14 protein-coding genes are annotated in these 18539 nt (G+C 64.2%); 4 read left to right on the top strand and 10 right to left on the bottom strand.

Translation table 11 applies throughout. The annotated features are described in order from the left end of the window. Positions 1-16: 16 nt before the first annotated feature. Positions 17-430, bottom strand: a complete 414-nt coding sequence (locus AC3CB8_RS08145) for a tellurite resistance TerB family protein (protein ID WP_352547212.1) — start codon at positions 428-430, stop codon at positions 17-19. A 159-nt stretch (positions 431-589) separates the two neighbouring features. On the opposite strand from AC3CB8_RS08145, the gene AC3CB8_RS08140 reads away from it, so the two are divergent. Next, positions 590-2236, top strand: coding sequence for a lysine--tRNA ligase (locus AC3CB8_RS08140; protein ID WP_352563204.1), 1647 nt, complete (start codon positions 590-592; stop codon positions 2234-2236). Here AC3CB8_RS08140 and AC3CB8_RS08135 read toward each other — a convergent pair. The 9 genes from AC3CB8_RS08135 to AC3CB8_RS08095 form a co-directional block, all read right to left on the bottom strand. After that, positions 2202-3056 (bottom strand): thermonuclease family protein, encoded by an 855-nt coding sequence (locus AC3CB8_RS08135; protein WP_348626363.1) that lies wholly within the window; start codon positions 3054-3056, stop codon positions 2202-2204. The genes AC3CB8_RS08140 and AC3CB8_RS08135 overlap by 35 nt on opposite strands. A gap of 9 nt (positions 3057-3065) precedes the next feature. Next, positions 3066-3701: a S24 family peptidase gene (locus AC3CB8_RS08130; RefSeq protein ID WP_352563205.1), complete on the bottom strand. Its 636-nt coding sequence runs from the start codon at positions 3699-3701 to the stop codon at positions 3066-3068. Between the two features lie 138 nt (positions 3702-3839). Next, positions 3840-4079, bottom strand: a complete 240-nt coding sequence (locus AC3CB8_RS08125) for a hypothetical protein (protein WP_352563206.1) — start codon at positions 4077-4079, stop codon at positions 3840-3842. Between the two features lie 147 nt (positions 4080-4226). After that, positions 4227-4772, bottom strand: a complete 546-nt coding sequence (locus AC3CB8_RS08120) for a thioesterase family protein (RefSeq protein ID WP_352563207.1) — start codon at positions 4770-4772, stop codon at positions 4227-4229. A gap of 9 nt (positions 4773-4781) precedes the next feature. After that, on the bottom strand, positions 4782-7001 hold the full coding sequence (locus tag AC3CB8_RS08115; RefSeq protein WP_352563208.1) for a 3-hydroxyacyl-CoA dehydrogenase NAD-binding domain-containing protein: 2220 nt from the start codon (positions 6999-7001) through the stop codon (positions 4782-4784). A 13-nt stretch (positions 7002-7014) separates the two neighbouring features. Then, a complete protein-coding gene (locus AC3CB8_RS08110; RefSeq protein WP_352563209.1) occupies positions 7015-8223 on the bottom strand; it encodes an acetyl-CoA C-acetyltransferase in 1209 nt (402 codons plus the stop codon). A gap of 32 nt (positions 8224-8255) precedes the next feature. Beyond that, positions 8256-9428 carry an acyl-CoA dehydrogenase family protein gene (locus AC3CB8_RS08105; RefSeq protein WP_031248071.1) on the bottom strand — a complete coding sequence of 391 codons (1173 nt, stop codon included), beginning with the start codon at positions 9426-9428 and terminating at the stop codon, positions 8256-8258. 46 nt (positions 9429-9474) lie between these two features. Further along, entirely contained in the window at positions 9475-11265 is a 1791-nt protein-coding gene (locus AC3CB8_RS08100; protein WP_023773003.1) for an acyl-CoA dehydrogenase, read from the bottom strand. A 264-nt stretch (positions 11266-11529) separates the two neighbouring features. Continuing rightward, a complete protein-coding gene (locus tag AC3CB8_RS08095; RefSeq protein WP_015319311.1) occupies positions 11530-11991 on the bottom strand; it encodes a MerR family transcriptional regulator in 462 nt (153 codons plus the stop codon). A gap of 452 nt (positions 11992-12443) precedes the next feature. Between AC3CB8_RS08095 and AC3CB8_RS08090 the strand changes: the two genes are divergently transcribed. From AC3CB8_RS08090 to AC3CB8_RS08080, 3 genes are all read left to right on the top strand, one after another. Further along, entirely contained in the window at positions 12444-16523 is a 4080-nt protein-coding gene (locus AC3CB8_RS08090; protein WP_352594960.1) for a peptidoglycan-binding protein, read from the top strand. Between the two features lie 192 nt (positions 16524-16715). Continuing rightward, positions 16716-17639 (top strand): sulfite exporter TauE/SafE family protein, encoded by a 924-nt coding sequence (locus AC3CB8_RS08085; RefSeq protein WP_023773005.1) that lies wholly within the window; start codon positions 16716-16718, stop codon positions 17637-17639. Next, entirely contained in the window at positions 17639-18427 is a 789-nt protein-coding gene (locus AC3CB8_RS08080; protein ID WP_023773006.1) for a TIGR02186 family protein, read from the top strand. Before AC3CB8_RS08085 ends, AC3CB8_RS08080 begins: the two co-directional genes overlap by 1 nt. The last annotated feature ends 112 nt before the right edge of the window (positions 18428-18539 follow it).

Below are 18539 nucleotides of genomic sequence, written 5' to 3'. Positions count from 1 at the left end.
TCCGGCGGTAACCTCGTCAGGTCAGAGTTCGCAGCCTTGCCTTGGCCGCACGGCCGATGGCCGCCACGGTCAGCGTGTCGAGATCGAGCTTACGACGGATCAACTGCAGCACCCGCACTTCCTCCAGCCGCATCTCCAGATCGACGGCGGCCACTTCGAAAGCCGCGGCATAGGCAGTGTCGCGCAACCGGTCCGGCAGCGCCTCCGAGACCTGGGTCAGGACACCTTCGAGCCCACCCTTCTCATGCAGCATCTTCTGGCAGGCCTGCGCCACGGCAACCAGCCGGTCTTGCTTGAAATCCTCAAACACCGGCCACGAGCGGACAACCTCGCCGATCCTGGCCAGTTCGACATCGGTCATGTCCCGGTCGGAGGCCGAAGTGATGACCATCAGATAGATCAGGGCTTCGTGCGGGGTGGGCGAAAGCATTCTTTACTCCTTGAACGTGGCCCCGAACGTAGGAAGGGGAGCCTGAGGCGGCAAGGAAAAAGCGCCCGACGCGTTGACGCTCCGGCCACGCACGCCTAGAGACCGGTTGAAAATGCACTTTTGCGGCTATTGCCGGGATACAATCTGGAAAACTGTGACATGGCGGGATCAAACATCATCGATCTCAATCCCGAACTGCTGACGGCCGCGGCCGAGAGCAAGGCATGGCCGTTCGAGGAAGCCAAAAAGATCATCGAGCGCTACAAGGGCGCCGACTTCCCCGAAACGATCCTGTTCGAGACCGGCTATGGACCGTCGGGCCTGCCGCATATCGGCACGTTCGGCGAAGTGGCCCGCACCTCGATGGTGCGCCATGCGTTCCGCGTGCTGACGCAGGACAATGTCGCAACCAAGCTGCTGTGCTTTTCCGACGACATGGACGGCATGCGCAAGATACCCGACAGCGTGCCGGATCGCGCAGCGCTCGAGCCATATCTGCACAAGCCACTGTCATCGGTGCCTAACCCCTTCGGCGGCGACTATGCGAGCTTCGCCGACCATAACAATGCGATGCTCTGCCGCTTCCTCGACACGTTCGGCTTCGATTACGAATTCGCCAGCGCGACGCAGTACTACAAGTCAGGCCGTTTCGACGCGATGCTGTTGCGCGCCGCCGAACGCTACGACCAGATCATGGCGGTCATGCTGCCGACGCTCGGACCTGAGCGGCAGGCGACCTACAGCCCCTTCCTGCCGATCTCGCCAAAGAGTGGGCGCGTGCTTTACGTTCCCATGAAGCAAGTCGACGCCAAGGCCGGCACCATCACCTTCGACGATGATGGCACCGAAACCACGCTGCCGGTCACCGGCGGCCGCGTGAAGCTGCAGTGGAAGCCGGATTTCGGCATGCGCTGGGCGGCACTCGGCGTCGATTTCGAGATGTTCGGCAAGGACCATCAGACCAATGCAGTGGTCTATGACCGCATCTGCAACATACTGGGCGGGCGGGCGCCGGAGCATTTCGTCTACGAACTGTTCCTCGATGAGAATGGCCAGAAGATCTCCAAGTCGAAAGGCAACGGCCTGACCATTGACGAATGGCTGACCTATGCGCCGACCGAGAGCCTGGGGCTCTACATGTACCAGCGCCCGAGGCAGGCCAAGAAACTCTATTTCGACGTCATCCCGCGGGCCGTGGACGAATATTACACCTTCCTCGCCGCCTATCCCCGCCAGGAGTGGAAGGAGCGGCTGGGTAATCCGGTCTGGCATATGCATGACGGCAACCCGCCCGCCGTCGACATGCCGGTGCCGTTCTCGTTGCTACTCAACCTTGTCAGCGCCTCCAATGCGCAGAACAAGGATGTGCTGTGGGGTTTCATCTCGCGCCATGTCGCGGGCGTGACTCCGGCGACCCATCCCGAGCTCGACCGGCTGACGGGCTATGCGATCCGCTATTTCGACGATTTCGTGAGGCCGTCGAAAACCTTTCGCCCGGCCGACGAGGTCGAGCGCGAAGCGCTGGTGGCCCTGGAAAAGGCACTTGGCGACTTGCCGGCGGGCGCCAGCAGCGAAGCGATCCAGAACGCTTCGCTCAACGTGGCGCGCAAGATCGAACGCTACCAGGATCATTCCAAGCAAAGTCCGGAAGGTGGCCCGGGTGTTTCAGGCGCCTTCTTCCAGATGATCTACCAGGTGCTGATCGGCCAGGAGCGTGGCCCTCGCTTCGGTTCGTTTGCCGCGCTCTATGGCGTCGCGGAGACCCGCTCGCTCATTCAGAAGGCGCTGGCTGGTCAGCTGGCTTGAGGACGCCGCCGTCCTCCTCCAGGATCGAACCCGGCGCCTGGGGCGCCGGGGCGGGTGCGGCCGGCACCGCCGAGATGCCGGCAAGATTCGGCGCCGACCCGAAAATGCCTTTCTTGGCGCTTTGTGCCTTGTCACCGGCCTCGACATAGGGCCCGTCCTTGGCGGCACGCGCCCAGCCGTTCTCGACCAGCCATTGACCGACATCATGCTTGCCGATCCGGCACTCCGCCGCGACCCGGTCGCGTCCGCCTTCAGGCGGCACCGTGCAAACCACCGCACGGCCACGCAGGAAGGCACGGAATGCCGTACGCGCGCGGATACCGCACGGCCAGGATTTGCCGTCGGTGGTGCAGGTCTCGTCCTGCCTGACGACGTCGATGCCGGAGATCGCGACCGAATAGCCCTTCGCCTCGATCAGGCCGGCGGCCGGAGCGACCGGCTGGAACAGCTTTGTGCCGTTCCAGTCGTCGGGCATTTTCGGCTTGGGCGGCACGGCGAGCGCCAGCTTGCTCAACGGCGCACGGGGCTCGACCCGCTCGAGGTCGCCGGTGGGCAGTTCCGGCGGCGCGACCACGTCCGGGTCGATCGCCCGCGAATGCACCGCCGGCTTTGGCGGTTGCGCGGGTGCTCGAATTGCTGAGGTGGACGGTTCCTCGGGCGTCGCATTCCTATCTGCCTCAGCGGTTGTGTCGGCGCTGGGATCGATCTGATCCACCGCAACAGTGCTTTCGCTGCCTTTCAACGTGCGCCCGCCGGCAACGACCAGCGCCGCCATCGCCGGGACCATCAAAACCGCCAGGACAAGATGAGGAAGTCGCACCCGTCGCACCTATTGGCTTGCCCAGACGATCCGCGCCACCCACTCGACCTCGCGCATGGGGATGTCGCGGTCCGGATGCTCCGGATTGAGCGAGACCAGCGCGATCGACTTGACTGTCTGGCGCTCGAGCACCTTGGCCATCACCTCACCCGATGTGGTCTTGACGACGACGCGATCACCCTTGCGGGTGGCCGCACCCGGCTCGACGATGAGGACGTCGCCGTTGCGGTAGAGCGGCAGCATGGAATCGCCCTGGACCTGCAGCGCATAGGAACTTTCGGTCGATTGCGCGGGCAATTCGACGAGATCCCAGCCCTGCCCCGCCGGAAAGCCGGCATCGTCGAAGAAGCCGCCAGCGCCGGCCTGGGCGAAGCCGACCAACGGCACCGCGCGCCGGCTGGCGGGCGATGTGCCACGGCCTTCGATCAGCCCGGTGAATTCGTCCAGCGAAGCGCCCGTCGCCTCGATGATCTTGGCCAGCGATTCGGTCGAAGGCCAGCGCGGCCGGCCGTCGGACGAGAGGCGTTTCGATTTGTTGAAGGCGGTTGAATCAAGTCCCGCGCGCCTTGCCAGACCCGAAGCCGAAAGCGAATAGCGCTCGGCAAGAGCATCGATGGCAGCCCAGACTCGGTCGTGCGAGAGCATGACGTGCTCTCCTTCGAAACAGGAAAAAATGCCTCTTCCTGTCTAACGCGCAACCGCTGCGTTGTCCACCAGCGCGGCCGATGGATCACGAACAAAACTGTGTGCCGCAACGACGGCACAGTGTCATGGCCGAAGCCGCTATCCGGCTAATGCCGCCATCGCTCTCGGGAGGCCTTTCTTGAGCTCGTCGACGTTCATCACGGGGACCAGCTCGACGGTGGCATTGAAAGCGAAGAAGAACCGCTCGGCGACATAGGGCATGTCCGAACTGTCCTTTACCTCCAGGAAAAGGTAGGCCGTCCGCCAACCACCCTCAGCGGTAAAATAGGTGGCCTCCGGCTTGAGATCGGACAAGGTTTGCTCGATGACCTTGCCCATGCTGCCGTCCTTGATCGCCTTATTGCCTTCCTCGCCGGGATGGAAACTCTCAGCATCATACGCATGATGATTACTCCTCCGCCAACATCATGTTAGCGATACCTAATGTACCACCCGTGCTTGGTTTGGGAAAGTCGATCGGGTTGATCAGCCGGACGATTTGGCCAGGCCGCGCAGTCCCTGGTGCGACGTCATGAAAATGCGTTCCGCCTCGGTCGGTGGCCGCGGGTTCACCGCAAGGCCAAGTGCGGCGACAACCGCGTCAATGTCGAGGAAGCGGCGCGCCTTGCGGTCGTAGACACCGGCCGTGGTCAGGACCAGGGCGGCGGTCTCGCCATTGTCGAGGACGAAGCGGTGCTTGCCGATGACCTGGGTGCCTTCCCAGGTCTCGATCGAGGACACCACTTCGAAGCGGCGCCACAGCCGGATCTCGCGGGCGTAGACGGCCTGCAGCCCGCCCATCATCGGCGCCCAGCCATTATTCCTCGCCAGCGTGATGAGGCCGGCGCGGACAAACAGGTCGACGCGGCCAAGGTCGGCCAGCATCATGTAGCGCGCATTGTTGAGATGGGCGTTGAAGTCGATGTCGGTCGGCAGGCAGCGAAAGGCCAGCCGACCTTCACCGCCCATCATGTAAGGGCCACGGCTTCGCGCCGTGGCCAGCATGCGCGTCATGCGCGCCCAGACATACATGACGCTCTGTCAGGCTGCCTGCTTCACATCGCCCTTGGCATAGGGATCGAAGCGTTCGTAGAAGGTCTCACCTTTCTCGGCCATGTCGAGGAGCAGCTTGGGCGCCTTGAACTCGGCGCCATACTTCTTCTGCAGCGCCTTGGCGATCTTGACGAATTGTTTGGCGCCGATGCCGTCGATATAGGACAGCGCGCCGCCGGTGTAGGGCGCGAAGCCGAAGGCCAGGATCGAGCCGACATCGGCCTCGCGTGGATCGGTGACGATGCCCTCTTCCATCACGCGCGCCGCTTCGAGCGCGATGGTGACCAGCAGGCGCTGCTGCAGCTCCTCATAGTCGACCTTCTCGGCCGCGAGCTGCGGATAAAGGTCCTTGAGGCCGGGCCACAGCTTCTTCTTGGCCGGCTTGGCCGGGTAGTCGTAAAAACCCTTGCCGTTCTTGCGGCCGAAACGGCCGTGATCGTCGACCATGGTGTTGATCAGCGCCATCTGCCTGGGGTCGACGGCCTTTTCGCCGAGATCCCTGATGGTCTGCTTCATGATCTTCTGGGCAAGGTCGATGGCCGTCTCATCGGTCAGCGCCAAGGGACCGACCGGCATGCCGGCGGCCTTGGCCGCATTCTCGATCATCGGCGCGGGCACGCCTTCGATCAGCATCTTGTAGGCTTCCGACATGTAGCGCAGCACGCAGCGATTGACGTAGAAGCCGCGCGTGTCGTTGACGACGATCGGGGTCTTCTTGATGGCCCGCACGAAGTCGACCGCGGTGGCAAGGGCCTTGTCGCCGGTTTTCTTGCCAAGGATGATCTCGACCAGCATCATCTTGTCGACCGGCGAGAAGAAGTGGATGCCGATGAAATTCTTCGGCCGAGCCGAATTCCTGGCGAGGCCGGTGATCGGAATTGTCGAGGTGTTCGAGGCGAAGATCGCCGACGATTTCAACACCGCTTCCGCCTGTACGGTGGCGGCCTTCTTGACGGCGGAATCCTCGAACACGGCTTCCACAACGAGATCGCAGCCGGCGAGGTCGGCATAGTCTGCCGTCGGCGTGATCAGAGACAAGAGCTTGTCCTTGTCCTCGGGCTTGGCACGACCCTTCTTGACCTGATCCGAGATCAGGCCATCGGAATGCGCCTTGCCCTTTGCGGCCGCCTCCATGTCCCGGTCGAGCAGCACCACCGGAATGCCGGCCTTGGCGGTGACATAGGCGATGCCCGCGCCCATGAAGCCGGCGCCAAGGATGCCGATCTTCTTGAACTTGGTGTCCGGCACGCCGGCCGGGCGGCGTGCGCCCTTGTTCAGTTCCTGCAGCGACACGAACAGCGAGCGGATCATCGCCGCCGCTTCCTTGGTCTGCATGATCTCGGTGAAATAGCGCTGCTCGATCCTGAGCGCCGTGTCGAAGGGCACCAGAAGGCCCTCATAGACGCATTTCAGGATCGCCGCGGCGGCGGGGTAATTGCCATGGGTCTCGCGGCGCAGGATGGCGATGGCCGGCGGCCACAGATTGGCGCCCGCCGCCGAATAGATTGGGCCGCCGGGCAGCTTGAAACCTTTCTCGTCCCACGGCGCCACCGGCTTGAGGCCGTTCCTGATCATTGCCTTGCCGGTCTCGACCAGCTTGGCGGGTTCGGCGATCTCATGGATCAGGCCCATCGCCTTCGCCTTCTGCGGCGAGAGGGTCTGGCCGGAGGTCAGCATTTGCAATGCCTGCTGCTGGTCGGTCAGCCGCGGCACACGCTGGGTGCCACCGGCACCGGGGAAGATGCCGATCTTCACCTCGGGCAGTGCCATCCTGACCTTGTCGGAGTCGGCCGCGACGCGGCCATGGCAGGCGAGCGACATTTCGAAGGCGCCGCCCATGCAGGTGCCGTTGATCGCCGAGACCCATGGCTTGCCGCAGGTTTCCAGCTTGCGGAACAGGCCGGTCATGATGCCGGCGTTGTCGAACAGCGCCTTGGTCGCTTTTTCGACATCCTTGGCCTTGTCCGTGGCGAAGGTGGTCAGCATCTTCTGCAAGAGGGTGATGTCGGCGCCGCCGGAGAAGGTGTCCTTGCCGGAGGTGATCACCGCGCCCTTGATGGCGGCGTCGCCGGCCACCTTGTCGACGATGGCATTCAACTCGCGCATCACCTCTTCGGTGAAGACGTTCATCGAGCGGTCCGGGCTGTTCCAGGTGACCAACGCGATGCCATCGGCGTCGATGTCGAGAGTGAAATTGGTGTAGCTCATCGTTCTCTCCCCGTCAGACGCGTTCGATGATGGTTGCGGTACCCATGCCGGCACCGATGCACAGGGTGACCAGCGCGGTGGTCAAGTCACGACGCTCGAGTTCGTCCAGCACCGTGCCAAAGATCATCGCGCCGGTGGCGCCGAGTGGATGGCCCATGGCGATGGCACCGCCATTGACATTGATTTTGTCGTGCGGGATCTCGAAGGCCTGCATGTAGCGCAGCACCACCGAGGCGAAGGCCTCATTGAGCTCGAACAGGTCGATGTCCGACAGCTTCATCTTTGCGCGCTTCAACAGTTTTTCGGTGACGTCGACCGGGCCGGTCAGCATCAGCACCGGCTCGGAGCCGATGTTGGCGAAGGTGCGGATGCGCGCGCGCGGCTTGAGACCCATCGCCTTGCCGGCCTTCTTCGAGCCGAGCAGCACGGCCGCCGCGCCATCGACGATGCCGGACGAGTTGCCGGCGTGGTGGACGTGGTTGACCTCCTCGACCTCCGGATGCTTCTGCACCGCCACCGCGTCGAAGCCGCCCATTTCACCGGGCATGACGAAGGACGGGTTGAGCGAGGCGAGCGACTGCATGTCGGTCGACGGCCGCATATGCTCGTCATGGTCGAGAATGGTGAGACCGTTCTGGTCCTTGATCGGGATGACCGAGTTCTTGAAGCGGCCATCGGCCCAGGATCTCGCGGCGCGCTTCTGGCTCTCGACCGCGTAAGCGTCGACGTCATCGCGCGAGAAGCCGTATTTGGTGGCGATCAGGTCGGCCGAAATGCCTTGCGGCACGAACCAGCCGGGCAGGCCCACCGAGGGGTCCATGAACCAGGCGCCGCCGGACATGCCCATGCCGACGCGCGACATGGATTCGACGCCGCCGGCAATGACGATTTCATCGGCGCCTTGCGCGATCTTGGCGGCGCCGAAATTGATGGCGTCCAAGCCAGAGGCGCAGAAGCGCGAGATCTGCATGCCAGGTGCCTTGGTGTCGTAGCCGGCCTCGAAGGCCGCGGCGCGCGGTATGACGGAACCCGCCTCGCCGACCGGGTCGACGCAGCCGAAGATGATGTCGTCGACGTTTGCAGTGTCCAGCCCGTTGCGGTCGCGCAGGGCCTCGAGCGTCCTGGCGGCGAGCCGCACCGCCGGCACTTCGTGCAGCGATCCGTCCTTCTTGCCCTTGCCGCGCGGCGTACGCACGGCGTCATAGACATAAGCTTCGGTCATTTTCATGCTCCCTGGGTTCGCTGAAAAGCTGCTCAGAGCGAGCGTCCGATCAGCAATTTCATGATCTCGTTGGTGCCGCCATAGATGCGCTGGACGCGGGCGTCGCGGAACATGCGGGCGATCGGATATTCATTCATGTAGCCATAGCCGCCGTGCAATTGAAGGCATTCGTCGACGACTTTGCCCTGGAGGTCGGAGAGCCAGTACTTGGCCATCGAGGCGGTCACCGGATCGAGGCCGCCATTGATGTGGCGAGTGACGCAGTCATTGTAGAAGACGCGGCCGACGGTGGCCTCGGTCTTCAACTCGGCCAGTTTGAACTGTGTGTTCTGGAAATCGATGATCGCCTTGCCGAAAGCCTTGCGCTCCTTGACGTAGTCGATGGTCAGCGCCAGCGCCCGTTCGATCATGGCGATCGCCCCGGTGCCGATCTGCAGACGCTCCTGCGGCAATTGCTGCATCAACTGGACGAACCCCTGTCCCTCTTCATGGCCGAGCAGGTTGGAGGTCGGCACACGGACGTCGTTGAAGAACAACTCCGACGTGTCGTTGGCCTTCAGCCCGATCTTGTCGAGGTTTCGGCCGCGTTCGAACCCCTCGACCTCCTCGGTCTCGATGACCATCAGCGAGGTGCCCTTGGCGCCCTTCTCCGGATCGGTCTTGGTGACGACGATGATGAAGTTCGCCAGCTGGCCGTTGGTGATGAAGGTCTTGGAGCCGTTGATCTTGTACTGGTTGCCATCCTTCTCGGCACGGGTCTTGACACCCTGCAGGTCGGAACCGGCGCCGGGCTCGGTCATGGCAATGGCGCCTATCAGTTCGCCGGTGGCGAGCCTGGGCAACCATTTCTTCTTCTGCTCTTCCGAACCGTAATGGAGGATGTAGGGGGCGACGATCGAATTGTGCAGGCCGATGCCGAAACCGTCGACGCCGACATGACCGATCGCCTCGATGATGGCGCTCTCATGCGCGAAGGTGCCGCCGGAGCCGCCATATTCCTCCGGCATGGACGCGCAGAGCAGGCCGGCGGAACCAGCCTTGAGCCAGCTTTCGCGGTCGACCATCTCGTTCTTCTCGAACTCGTCGTAGCGCGGCGCTATCTCCTCCGACATGAAGCGGGTCGCCATGTCGTAGAGCATGCCGACCTCGTCGGCCGCCCAGGCTGGTTTCGGCAAAGAGAGCACTTCGGCGGGATTTGTCGCCACGATTTCCTCCGCGTATCGACAGACAGAAAGGCTAGCGAGACGGAGTTTAGAACGCTTCCGCCGGCAGGGCCATCAGCGCATCGGCACCACTCGAAATACGGGCGAGGTGCGCCGAGGTCTCCGGCATGATCCGCTCCATGAAGAAGCGCGCCGTCACCACCTTGTTATCGTAGAAAGATTGGGAGCCGTTGGCATCCGTCCTGCCCTGTGCCGCCTTGGCCATCCGCGCCCACATGTAGCCCAGCGCGACGAGGCCGAAGAGATGCATGTAGTCGGTCGAGGCCGCACCGGCATTATCGGGCCTGGCCATGCCATTCTGCAGCAGCCACATGGTCGCCGCCTGTAAATCGTTGAGGCCCTTCTTCAGACCCTTGGTGAAGGGCGCCATCTTTTCGTCCGCGCGGTTTTCCTCGCAGAATTCGCCGACCTCCTTGAAGAAGGCCTGGATGGCGCGGCCGCCGTTCAGACCGAGCTTGCGGCCGACGAGGTCGAGCGCCTGAATGCCGTTGGCGCCTTCATAGATCATGGCGATGCGGGCATCGCGCACGAACTGGCTCATGCCGTGCTCTTCGATATAGCCGTGACCGCCGAACACCTGCTGCGCCATGACGGCGTGGTCGAAGCCCTTGTCGGTCAGCACGCCCTTGACCACCGGCGTCATCAGGCCGGTGTAGTCGTCGGCCGCCTGGCGGTCCTTGTCGTCGGCGGAGCGGTGCGCGATATCGGACTTGATCGCCGTCCACAGCGCCAGCGCGCGGCCGGCCTCGTTGAACGCCTTCATGGTCATCAGCGAGCGGCGAATGTCGGGATGAACGATGATCGGGTCGGCCTTCTTGTCCGGCGCCTTCGGGCCTGACAGCGAGCGACCCTGCAACCGGTCCTTGGCATAGGCGGCGGCATTCTGGTAGGCGATCTCCGACAGCGAGAGGCCCTGAAGGCCGACGCCGAGGCGGGCCTCGTTCATCATCGTGAACATCGCCTTGAGGCCGCCATTGGCCTCCCCCAGCAGCGTGCCTTCGGCCTCGTCATAATTCATGACACAGGTCGAGTTGCCGTGGATGCCCATCTTCTCCTCGATCGAGCCGCAGGAGACGGTGTTTCTCGTCCCCGGATTGCCCGAAGCGTCGAGCTTGAGCTTGGGCACGATGAACAGCGAAATGCCCTTGACGCCCTCCGGCGCGCCTTCGATGCGGGCCAGCACCAGATGGACGATGTTGTCCGACATGTCGTGCTCACCGGCCGAGATGAAGATTTTCTGGCCTGAAATCCTGTAGGTGCCGTCGCCGTTCGGCACCGCCTTGGTGCGCAGCAGGCCAAGATCGGTGCCGCAATGCGGCTCGGTCAGGTTCATGGTGCCGGTCCAGCTGCCCTCGACCATCCTGGGCAGCCAGGTCGCCTTCTGCTCGTCGGTGCCGTGGGTGATGATGGCGGCGATCGCGCCCTGCGTCAGGCCCGGATACATCATCAGCGACATGTTGGCCGACACCATGTATTCAGCCACCGCCGTGTGCACGGCATAGGGCAGGCCCTGGCCGCCGAACTCGACGGGAGCCGCCAGGCCCATCCAGCCGCCTTCGCGATACTGGTCGAAGGCTTCCTTGAAGCCCCTGGGCGTGGTCACCGAGCCGTCGTCGTGGCGCACGCAGCCCTCCATGTCGCCGACACGGTTCAGCGGATGCATGACATTCTCGGCGAGCTTGGCCCCTTCGGCGAGAATTGCCTCGAGCACGTCAGGCGTCGCGTCGGCGAATCCGGGAAGGTTCGAATAGCGCTGATAACCGAGCACCTCGTTGAGCACGAACAGCGTGTCCTGGACCGGGGCCCTGTAGATCGGCATGCTTTTCCTCCACCATGCGGATTGACCCCGAAATCAAGCCGGGCGCGGCAAGCGGGCCAATGTCGAAGCCGCAATAGCAAATATTGACGTTTGCGTAAACGTCAATATTTCCGGCGCGGCGAGATTTCTGTCGCCACGAGCGTAGTGAGCTTGGCGCAACGGCAATGCGCAAGCCAGCGCGAAGCAGGCAGGCCAGACAGCGAAAGCCGCGCGGCATGGCCACGCGGCTTTATGGTGAAGGGTCCGACAGTATCGGAGGGCGGCTTAGCTCGCGACGCTCGCTTGCGGCGCCGAACGCTCGGCCAGCATCTGACGCACCGCCGACATCGAGCCGCCGAGCTCATTGATGGCGTCGTCGATCAGCGCCCGCTGCTTCTGCAGGCGAGCGAGCTGCTTTTCCGACTTGTCCAGCGCCAGCCGCAACTGCTTGGTGTTGGAACCGGTCGGATCATAAAGGTCCATCATCTGCTTGACGTCGCGCAACGAGAACCCAACCTTGCGGCCGAGCAGGATCAGCTTAAGCCTGGCCTTGTCGCGGCGCGTATAGAGACGGGTCGAACCGTCGCGCTGGGGATTGAGCAGGCCCTTGTCTTCATAGAAACGCAACGTGCGCAGCGTCACGCCGTACTTCTTGGCCATCTCGCCGATGCGGGAGAGATCCTCGCCGGCTTCAACGGTTGCATTATTGGTATTGGCCGCGGTCTCGCCGGCCGAGATAAGCTTCATGGTCACTGGCTTCCCCGTCTGGTGGCGTCGCGGTCCCGGACCATGCGTCGCCTGACTGGAAGCGGGGGCGTGCTTCCGGCCGTGGTTTCTACAAACAAATCGTAAACAGCGCAGTTGATGCGCCATTTACGTTTACGTCAATTCTATACCGGTAGCCGCCTCATGACGCAAGGGCGTTCTGAGAACGGTGCTTTATGCCGCACCGGAAGTCGCGTCAGCCAACTTCCTTGCAACTTCTTAAGCTTGGTTAACGCGTTGTTTACCACGTTGGGCGAAATGTGCGCGTGTCGGCTACCCGTGGTTATCCTGTATCGAATTTTCACGGTTTTTCGGAGCGCGGGGAAACCCGGGAAGCTTGTCTTCCACCGTGGCATGAAAGCGCGGTCGCCTCGTTCCGGCAGGGACTTGGGGAGCTGGCCGCAAGCCGGCCAATCTGAAAGACGGACGCACCGATGAACAGCAAGCGGTCCTACCTCGATACACTCAATGCCGGCAGGCAGCGCAAGCCGCAGACCACGCTCGAGCAGCTGAACCGCTCGCTGGAGACGCTGGAACAGCGCCTGGGGCAGACGCGCGAGGACGCGACGGCACGACCCGCTCCTCGCCAATATGGCGCCGAACCGCGTTACCCCGCCTCCGACCCGCGCTATCCCGCCACGCAGCCGACGGCCCAGCAGCGCTGGTACGAGGATCCGCAGCCGGCACCGCGTGCACACAACCCGACGCCCTCGCCTGCACCCTTCGACCAGAATTATCAGGCGATCGCGCGTGACATCGACCGCGTGCGCGGCCAGGAAGACAGCGTCGCCATGGTCGGCAAGATCGCCGGCGAACTGCGCGGCATGCGCGAGGAACTGCGTCACCAGGTGACTTCAGGGTTGCAGCGCGAATTCGACGCGCTGCGCAAGGACATCGACCGCGCCTTCCAGTCGAACGCCAAGTCCGGGACATCGGGCAAGGGCAGCGCCGAACTCGGCGTGGAATTCGAGCGGCTCTCCGGCGCCATCAAATCGCTGTCGGAGAAGAGCGACGACAGGAGCGTCAACCTGCTGCGACTGGAACTCGAACAGGTCAAGGCCGCGCTCGACACGCTGGCGCGCGAGGAGAGCGTGCAGAAGGTCGACCGCCGCTGGGACGAGTTCGACCGCCGCTGGACGGCCTTCGAGGACCGCGTCGACGCCGACCAGCGCAAACGCTCCGACGACCCCGCCCTTGCCGCCTTGACCGACCGGCTGGAGCAGATCAGCAACGCCGTCAACAACCTGCCGGAATCGCTGTCCCTGCGTTCGCTGGAGGAGAAGGTCCGCACGCTGGCCGGGGCGGTCGACCATTTCGCCAGCCAGCAGGAAAATCGCGGCGGCGGCACGCTGGCCATGATCGACGAGCGGCTGGACGAGATTTCCCGCGCCATCGTCGCCTCCACAGTCGCCGCACAGGCGAATTCAGTCGACCACGAAGCCATCGAGCGCATCGAGAAGCGGATCGACTCACTCGCCCAGCAGATCGAGGAAGTAGCGCAGGACCGTCCCGCAAATGTCGTGATCGACCGGCTGAACACGCTGTCGAGCCGGGTCGACGACCTCGCCGGCCGCGCCAACCTGCCCGAGCAGGCGATGGAACGGCTCGCCAAGCAGATCGCGCTGATCGCCGACAAGATTGATCAAGCGCCGGCCATGCCCGACGCCGACTACATCTTCCATGGGCTGGAGCAGCGCTTCGACGTGCTATCGGGCATGATGGAGCGGCGCCAGGGCGACGCCATCGAACAGGGCAACATGCTGTTTCGCGATCTCGAGCGCCGGCTGGACGAGGTTGCCGACCGGCTGGACCAGCGCAGCATGCCGCAGGTCGACAGCGCCGGCATCATGGACGCCATCGACGCTCGCTTCACCGCACTGGCCAAGCGCATGGAGACACGCGCTCCCGATCCCGCCGGCGAGGCGGCGATCCGGGGCCTGGAAAGCCGGCTCGAGGATATTTCAAGCCGGCTGGACGCTTCGGCGGCCCAGGTAGCCGGCATCGATCCGGCGCTGATCCGCAGCCTGGAGGCGCAGGTCGCCGGCCTGTCGGCGCATCTTTCCAAGCCCAGCACGCCGCTGCCGGACTTCGAGGACATCAGCCCGCGCCTCGACGAAATCGAAAAAGCGCTGGCCGGGACCCGCGATTCCATCCTGGGCGCGGCACGTGAGGCGGCCGAGAACGCGGTGCGCTCGCTGGCCGGGACGAGCACCAATACGGCCGCGGTATCCGGCCTCGCCCAGGATCTGAAGACCCTGGAGACGCTGACGCGGCGTTCCGACGAGCGCAATTCGCGGACCTTCGAGGCCATTCACGACACATTGCTCAAGATCGTCGACAGGCTGGGCTCGCTGGAAACCAGCGACCCGTCCGAAGCGGTAAGCGAACTCCTGGACGCGGCCTCGATCGAACCGAGCGGCTGGCGTGGCGTGCAGCGGCCCAAGATGGCCGTGAACGCACCATCCATGACCATGGACGAGCCGCTGCCGCTGACCGGCGACATGGCCGATCTGGACGCGCGTGCCGCGGCCATATTGCGCACCGAGCCCGGCGAGCCCGCACTGCACGTTGGAACGGGCTTGTCTCCCCGGCCGGGCACGCGTTCGCCGGCGGAAGCCGCCGCCGCCGCCGCGATGGCCGCACTTGGCTCCGACACCACCGCCGGAAATGACCAGCCCGCAGGCCGCAAGTCGATGTTCGGCGGACTGGCGCGGGCGTTCAAGGGCAAGAAGGCGGCGGATGTTCCGCCGCTGGCCGGCTCGGCGCCGAGCGCCGACATCCCGAGTGTCGATCTCGACGAGCCGCTCGACCCGAAAGTCGCCAACCGTCCGCTGGAGCCCGGCTCCGGCGCGCCTGACCTCAATGCCATCATGAAGCGCGTGCGTGACGAGCGCGGACAACCGGCAAAGCTCGGCGACAGCGACGCGGCGAAATCGGATTTCATCGCCGCCGCCCGGCGCGCTGCGCAGGCGGCCGCGGCCGAGGCCGACGCCCTGAAGCGCCAGTCGACTATGAAAGGCCCGGTCAAGGCGCTCAGGATAGGCGACCTGCTCAAGGCGCGGCGCAAGCCGATCCTGATGGCAGCGGCAGCGATCATGCTGGCGCTTGCCGGCCTGCAGCTCGGCAAGGCGTTCCTTTCGGATCCCGCCCAGGTGGCAAGCAACGACGCATCCCCGATCGTCGGCCCGCAGCCGGTTCAGACGGCATCTCTCGATACCGCCAGCCAGCCGAAGGTCGAAGTTCAGCCGACGGCGATGGACAGCGCGCCGGCCCGTCCGGCCAGGCAGGCCGAACAATCCGCGCCGGCAAGCGAGGACGATATGGCGGCGCGGACCGTCATGGCCATGCCGTCTGATACGAACGCGACGCCGGATACAGCGCCCACGGCCGAGCCCGCTTCGCCGGTCGGATCGAGCATGGCTTCCGGCCCGAGCGCAGCCGCTCCCGACGCGATGGCTTCGGCCGCACAGGCGGCGATTGCTCCGATGACCGCTGCCCCCGGCATGGCGGATCCGGCACCGGCCGCCGGCACTACGCAGGCGACGGATGCCGATCTCCAAGCGGCCCCTGCCGCGCCAGGGGCGACCGCGGCGACGACCAACGACATGACCGGCGCCGTTGCGCCCATGGACAAGCCGGCGGCGACAGCCGCGACCAAGTTCGACATTCCGTCCGATGCCGGCCCGGCCGCCTTGCGTGACGCCGCTGCCGGTGGCGACGCCAAGGCGCTGTTCGAGGTCGGCTCACGCTACGCCGAGTCGCGCGGCGTCAAGGAAGACATGCCGGCTGCCGCCAAATGGTATGAGAAATCGGCGGAACTCGGCTTCGCGCCGGCCGAATACCGCATCGGCAATTTTTACGAAAAGGGCATCGGCGTCGCGCGCGACATCAAGAAGTCGAAGACCTGGTACCAGCTCGCCGCCGCGCAGGGCAACGCCAGCGCCATGCACAATCTGGCGGTGCTGTTCGCCATGGCCGCCGACGGTGCAACCGACAATGAATCGGCCGCGCACTGGTTCCAGGCGGCCGCCGACCTCGGCGTCAAGGACAGCCAGTTCAATCTTGGCATCCTCGCCGCCAAGGGCGTCGGCATGAAGCAGAACCTGGAGGAATCCTACAAATGGTTCGCGCTCGTCGCCAAGACCGGCGACAAGGATGCCGCGGCCAAGCGCGACGAGATCGCCAACGCGCTGCGGCCCGAGCAGCTCGAGCGGGCGCGCGCCGCGACCGAACTGTGGAAGGCCAAGCCGCTCAACGCGGCGGCCAATTCGGTGGACATTCCTGAATCCTGGCAGGAAGGCACGCCGCAGACGACCGCCGGCATCGACATGGAGAAGGCGGTCAAGAACATCCAGCTCATCCTCAACAAGAACGGATATGACGCCGGCGGCGCCGACGGGGTGATGGGCGGGAAGACCAAGAACGCGATCATCGCTTTCCAGACCGACAACAAGCTGCCGGCGACGGGCACGGTCGACGAGAAGCTGGTCAAGGCATTGCTGGCGCGCAAATAACGGCAGAAGCGTCGTTTCCACGACGCCCTTGCCTTACATTTGCCTGTTAACTGATTGAGTTGTTTTTTGTTTCGGCGCGGTGGCGGGGTTTGATCCCGCTGCCGCGTCGGCGCAAGAGAAAATTGGCTTTTCGATGCGATAGTGCCCGCAGCGGCTTTATTCGCCGACAGGCAAACTGATCGAGACAGACGGGTGGGCATCTATCTCCCGATCGCGGAAATTTCCGTCAACGTCTTCGTGCTGCTGGCCATGGGCGCCGCGGTGGGCTTCCTGTCGGGCATGTTCGGGGTGGGCGGCGGCTTCCTGATCACGCCGCTCTTGATCTTCTACAACATCCCGCCGGCGATCGCGGTCGCCACCGGCGCCAACCAGGTCATCGCTTCTTCCGTCTCCGGCGTGTTGTCGCACATGAAGCGAGGGACGCTCGACTTCAAGCTCGGCAGCGTGCTTCTGGCCGGCGGCGTCGTCGGCTCAACCGGCGGCATCTATGTGTTCGGCTTCCTGCGCAGGCTCGGCCAGCTCGACCTGTTCATCTCGCTGCTCTACGTGGTGCTGCTCGGCACCGTCGGCGGGCTGATGCTGGTCGAGAGCATCAACGCCCTTCGCGCCACGCGCAGCGGCGCGGCGCCGGTGCTGAAGAAATCCGGCCAGCACAACTGGATCCATCGCTTGCCGCTGAAGATGCGCTTCCGCGCGTCGAAACTGTTCGTCAGCGTCATCCCGGTGCTCGGGCTTGGCGCGGGCATCGGCTTCCTGTCGTCGATCATGGGTGTCGGCGGCGGCTTCATCATGGTGCCGGCGCTGATCTATCTCTTGAAAGTGCCGACCAATGTCGTCATCGGCACCTCGCTGTTCCAGATCATCTTCACCTCCGCCTATACGACGCTGGTTCACGCCACCACAAACCAGACCGTCGATGTGATGCTGGCCTTCCTGTTGATGGCCGGCGGCGTGGCCGGGGCGCAATATGGCGCCAAGGCCGGCCAGCGGCTGCGCGGCGAGCAATTGAGAGCGCTCCTGGCGCTGCTGGTGCTGGCGGTGGCGATCCGGCTTGCCACCGATCTGTTCGCCACGCCGCCCAACCTTTATTCGCTGTCCGGCGTGGGCCTCAACTGATGAATGGCCTGAAGGCGCTCGTAGCCGTCGCTCTCCTGTCCCTGACCGCCGCCGCGCCGGCGAAGGCGCAGACGCCGCCGACCGAAGGCATCCAGATCGGCCTTTCCACCGACGCGGTGTCGATCACCGCCGGTTTTTCCGGCGCCGACCTGACCATCTTCGGTTCGCTGGAAAATCCCGACCCGCTGGTCGCACGCCAGGGCCGTTACGATGTTATCGTCGTGCTCGAAGGGCCACCAAGACCGGTGGTCGTACGCCGCAAGGACCGGGTGCTGGGGGTTTGGGTCAATTTGGATTCCGAGACCTTCGAGAACGTGCCGGTGTCCTATTCGGTCGCGACGACGCGGCCGCTGCAGGACATCACCGAACCCAACAGCTACAAGCAGCTGTCGCTCGGCGCCTCCAACCTCTATATGCAGCCCGCCGAAGCCGGTGACAGCCCGGCGACGATCGAGGAATTCACGGCCGCGTTGCGCGAGCGCAAGGCCGCCGCCGGCCTCTACAGCGAGAATGTCGGCGGCGTGCAATTCCTATCGCAGAACCTGTTTCGCGCTACCGTCAGGCTGGCGCCTGATGTCTCGGTCGGCACGCACAAAGCGCGCGCATTCCTGTTCAAGAGCGGCCTGTTCGTCAAGGAGAGTTCGGCACAGGTCGAAATCCGCAAATCGGGCTTCGAACAATCGATCTTCCGCGTCGCCCACGACTACTCGTTCCTCTACGGCGTGTTCGCCGTATCGCTGGCCATGGTGACGGGCTGGCTCGGCCGGCTGGTGTTCCGCAAGGATTGATGCCGCGGGAAAAGAGGGGTTCCCCTTTTCAACGCCATGCGATAAACCGCCGCCTCCCAGCCAAGGGCAAACACGCACATACCATTCGCCAGGAGCGGTCCGGCCATCCGGA

It is taken from the genome of Mesorhizobium sp. P160927, from assembly GCF_057766385.1.
The sequence above is the reverse complement of the archived record's forward strand: the minus strand, read 5'-3'. Positions and strand labels throughout refer to the sequence as shown.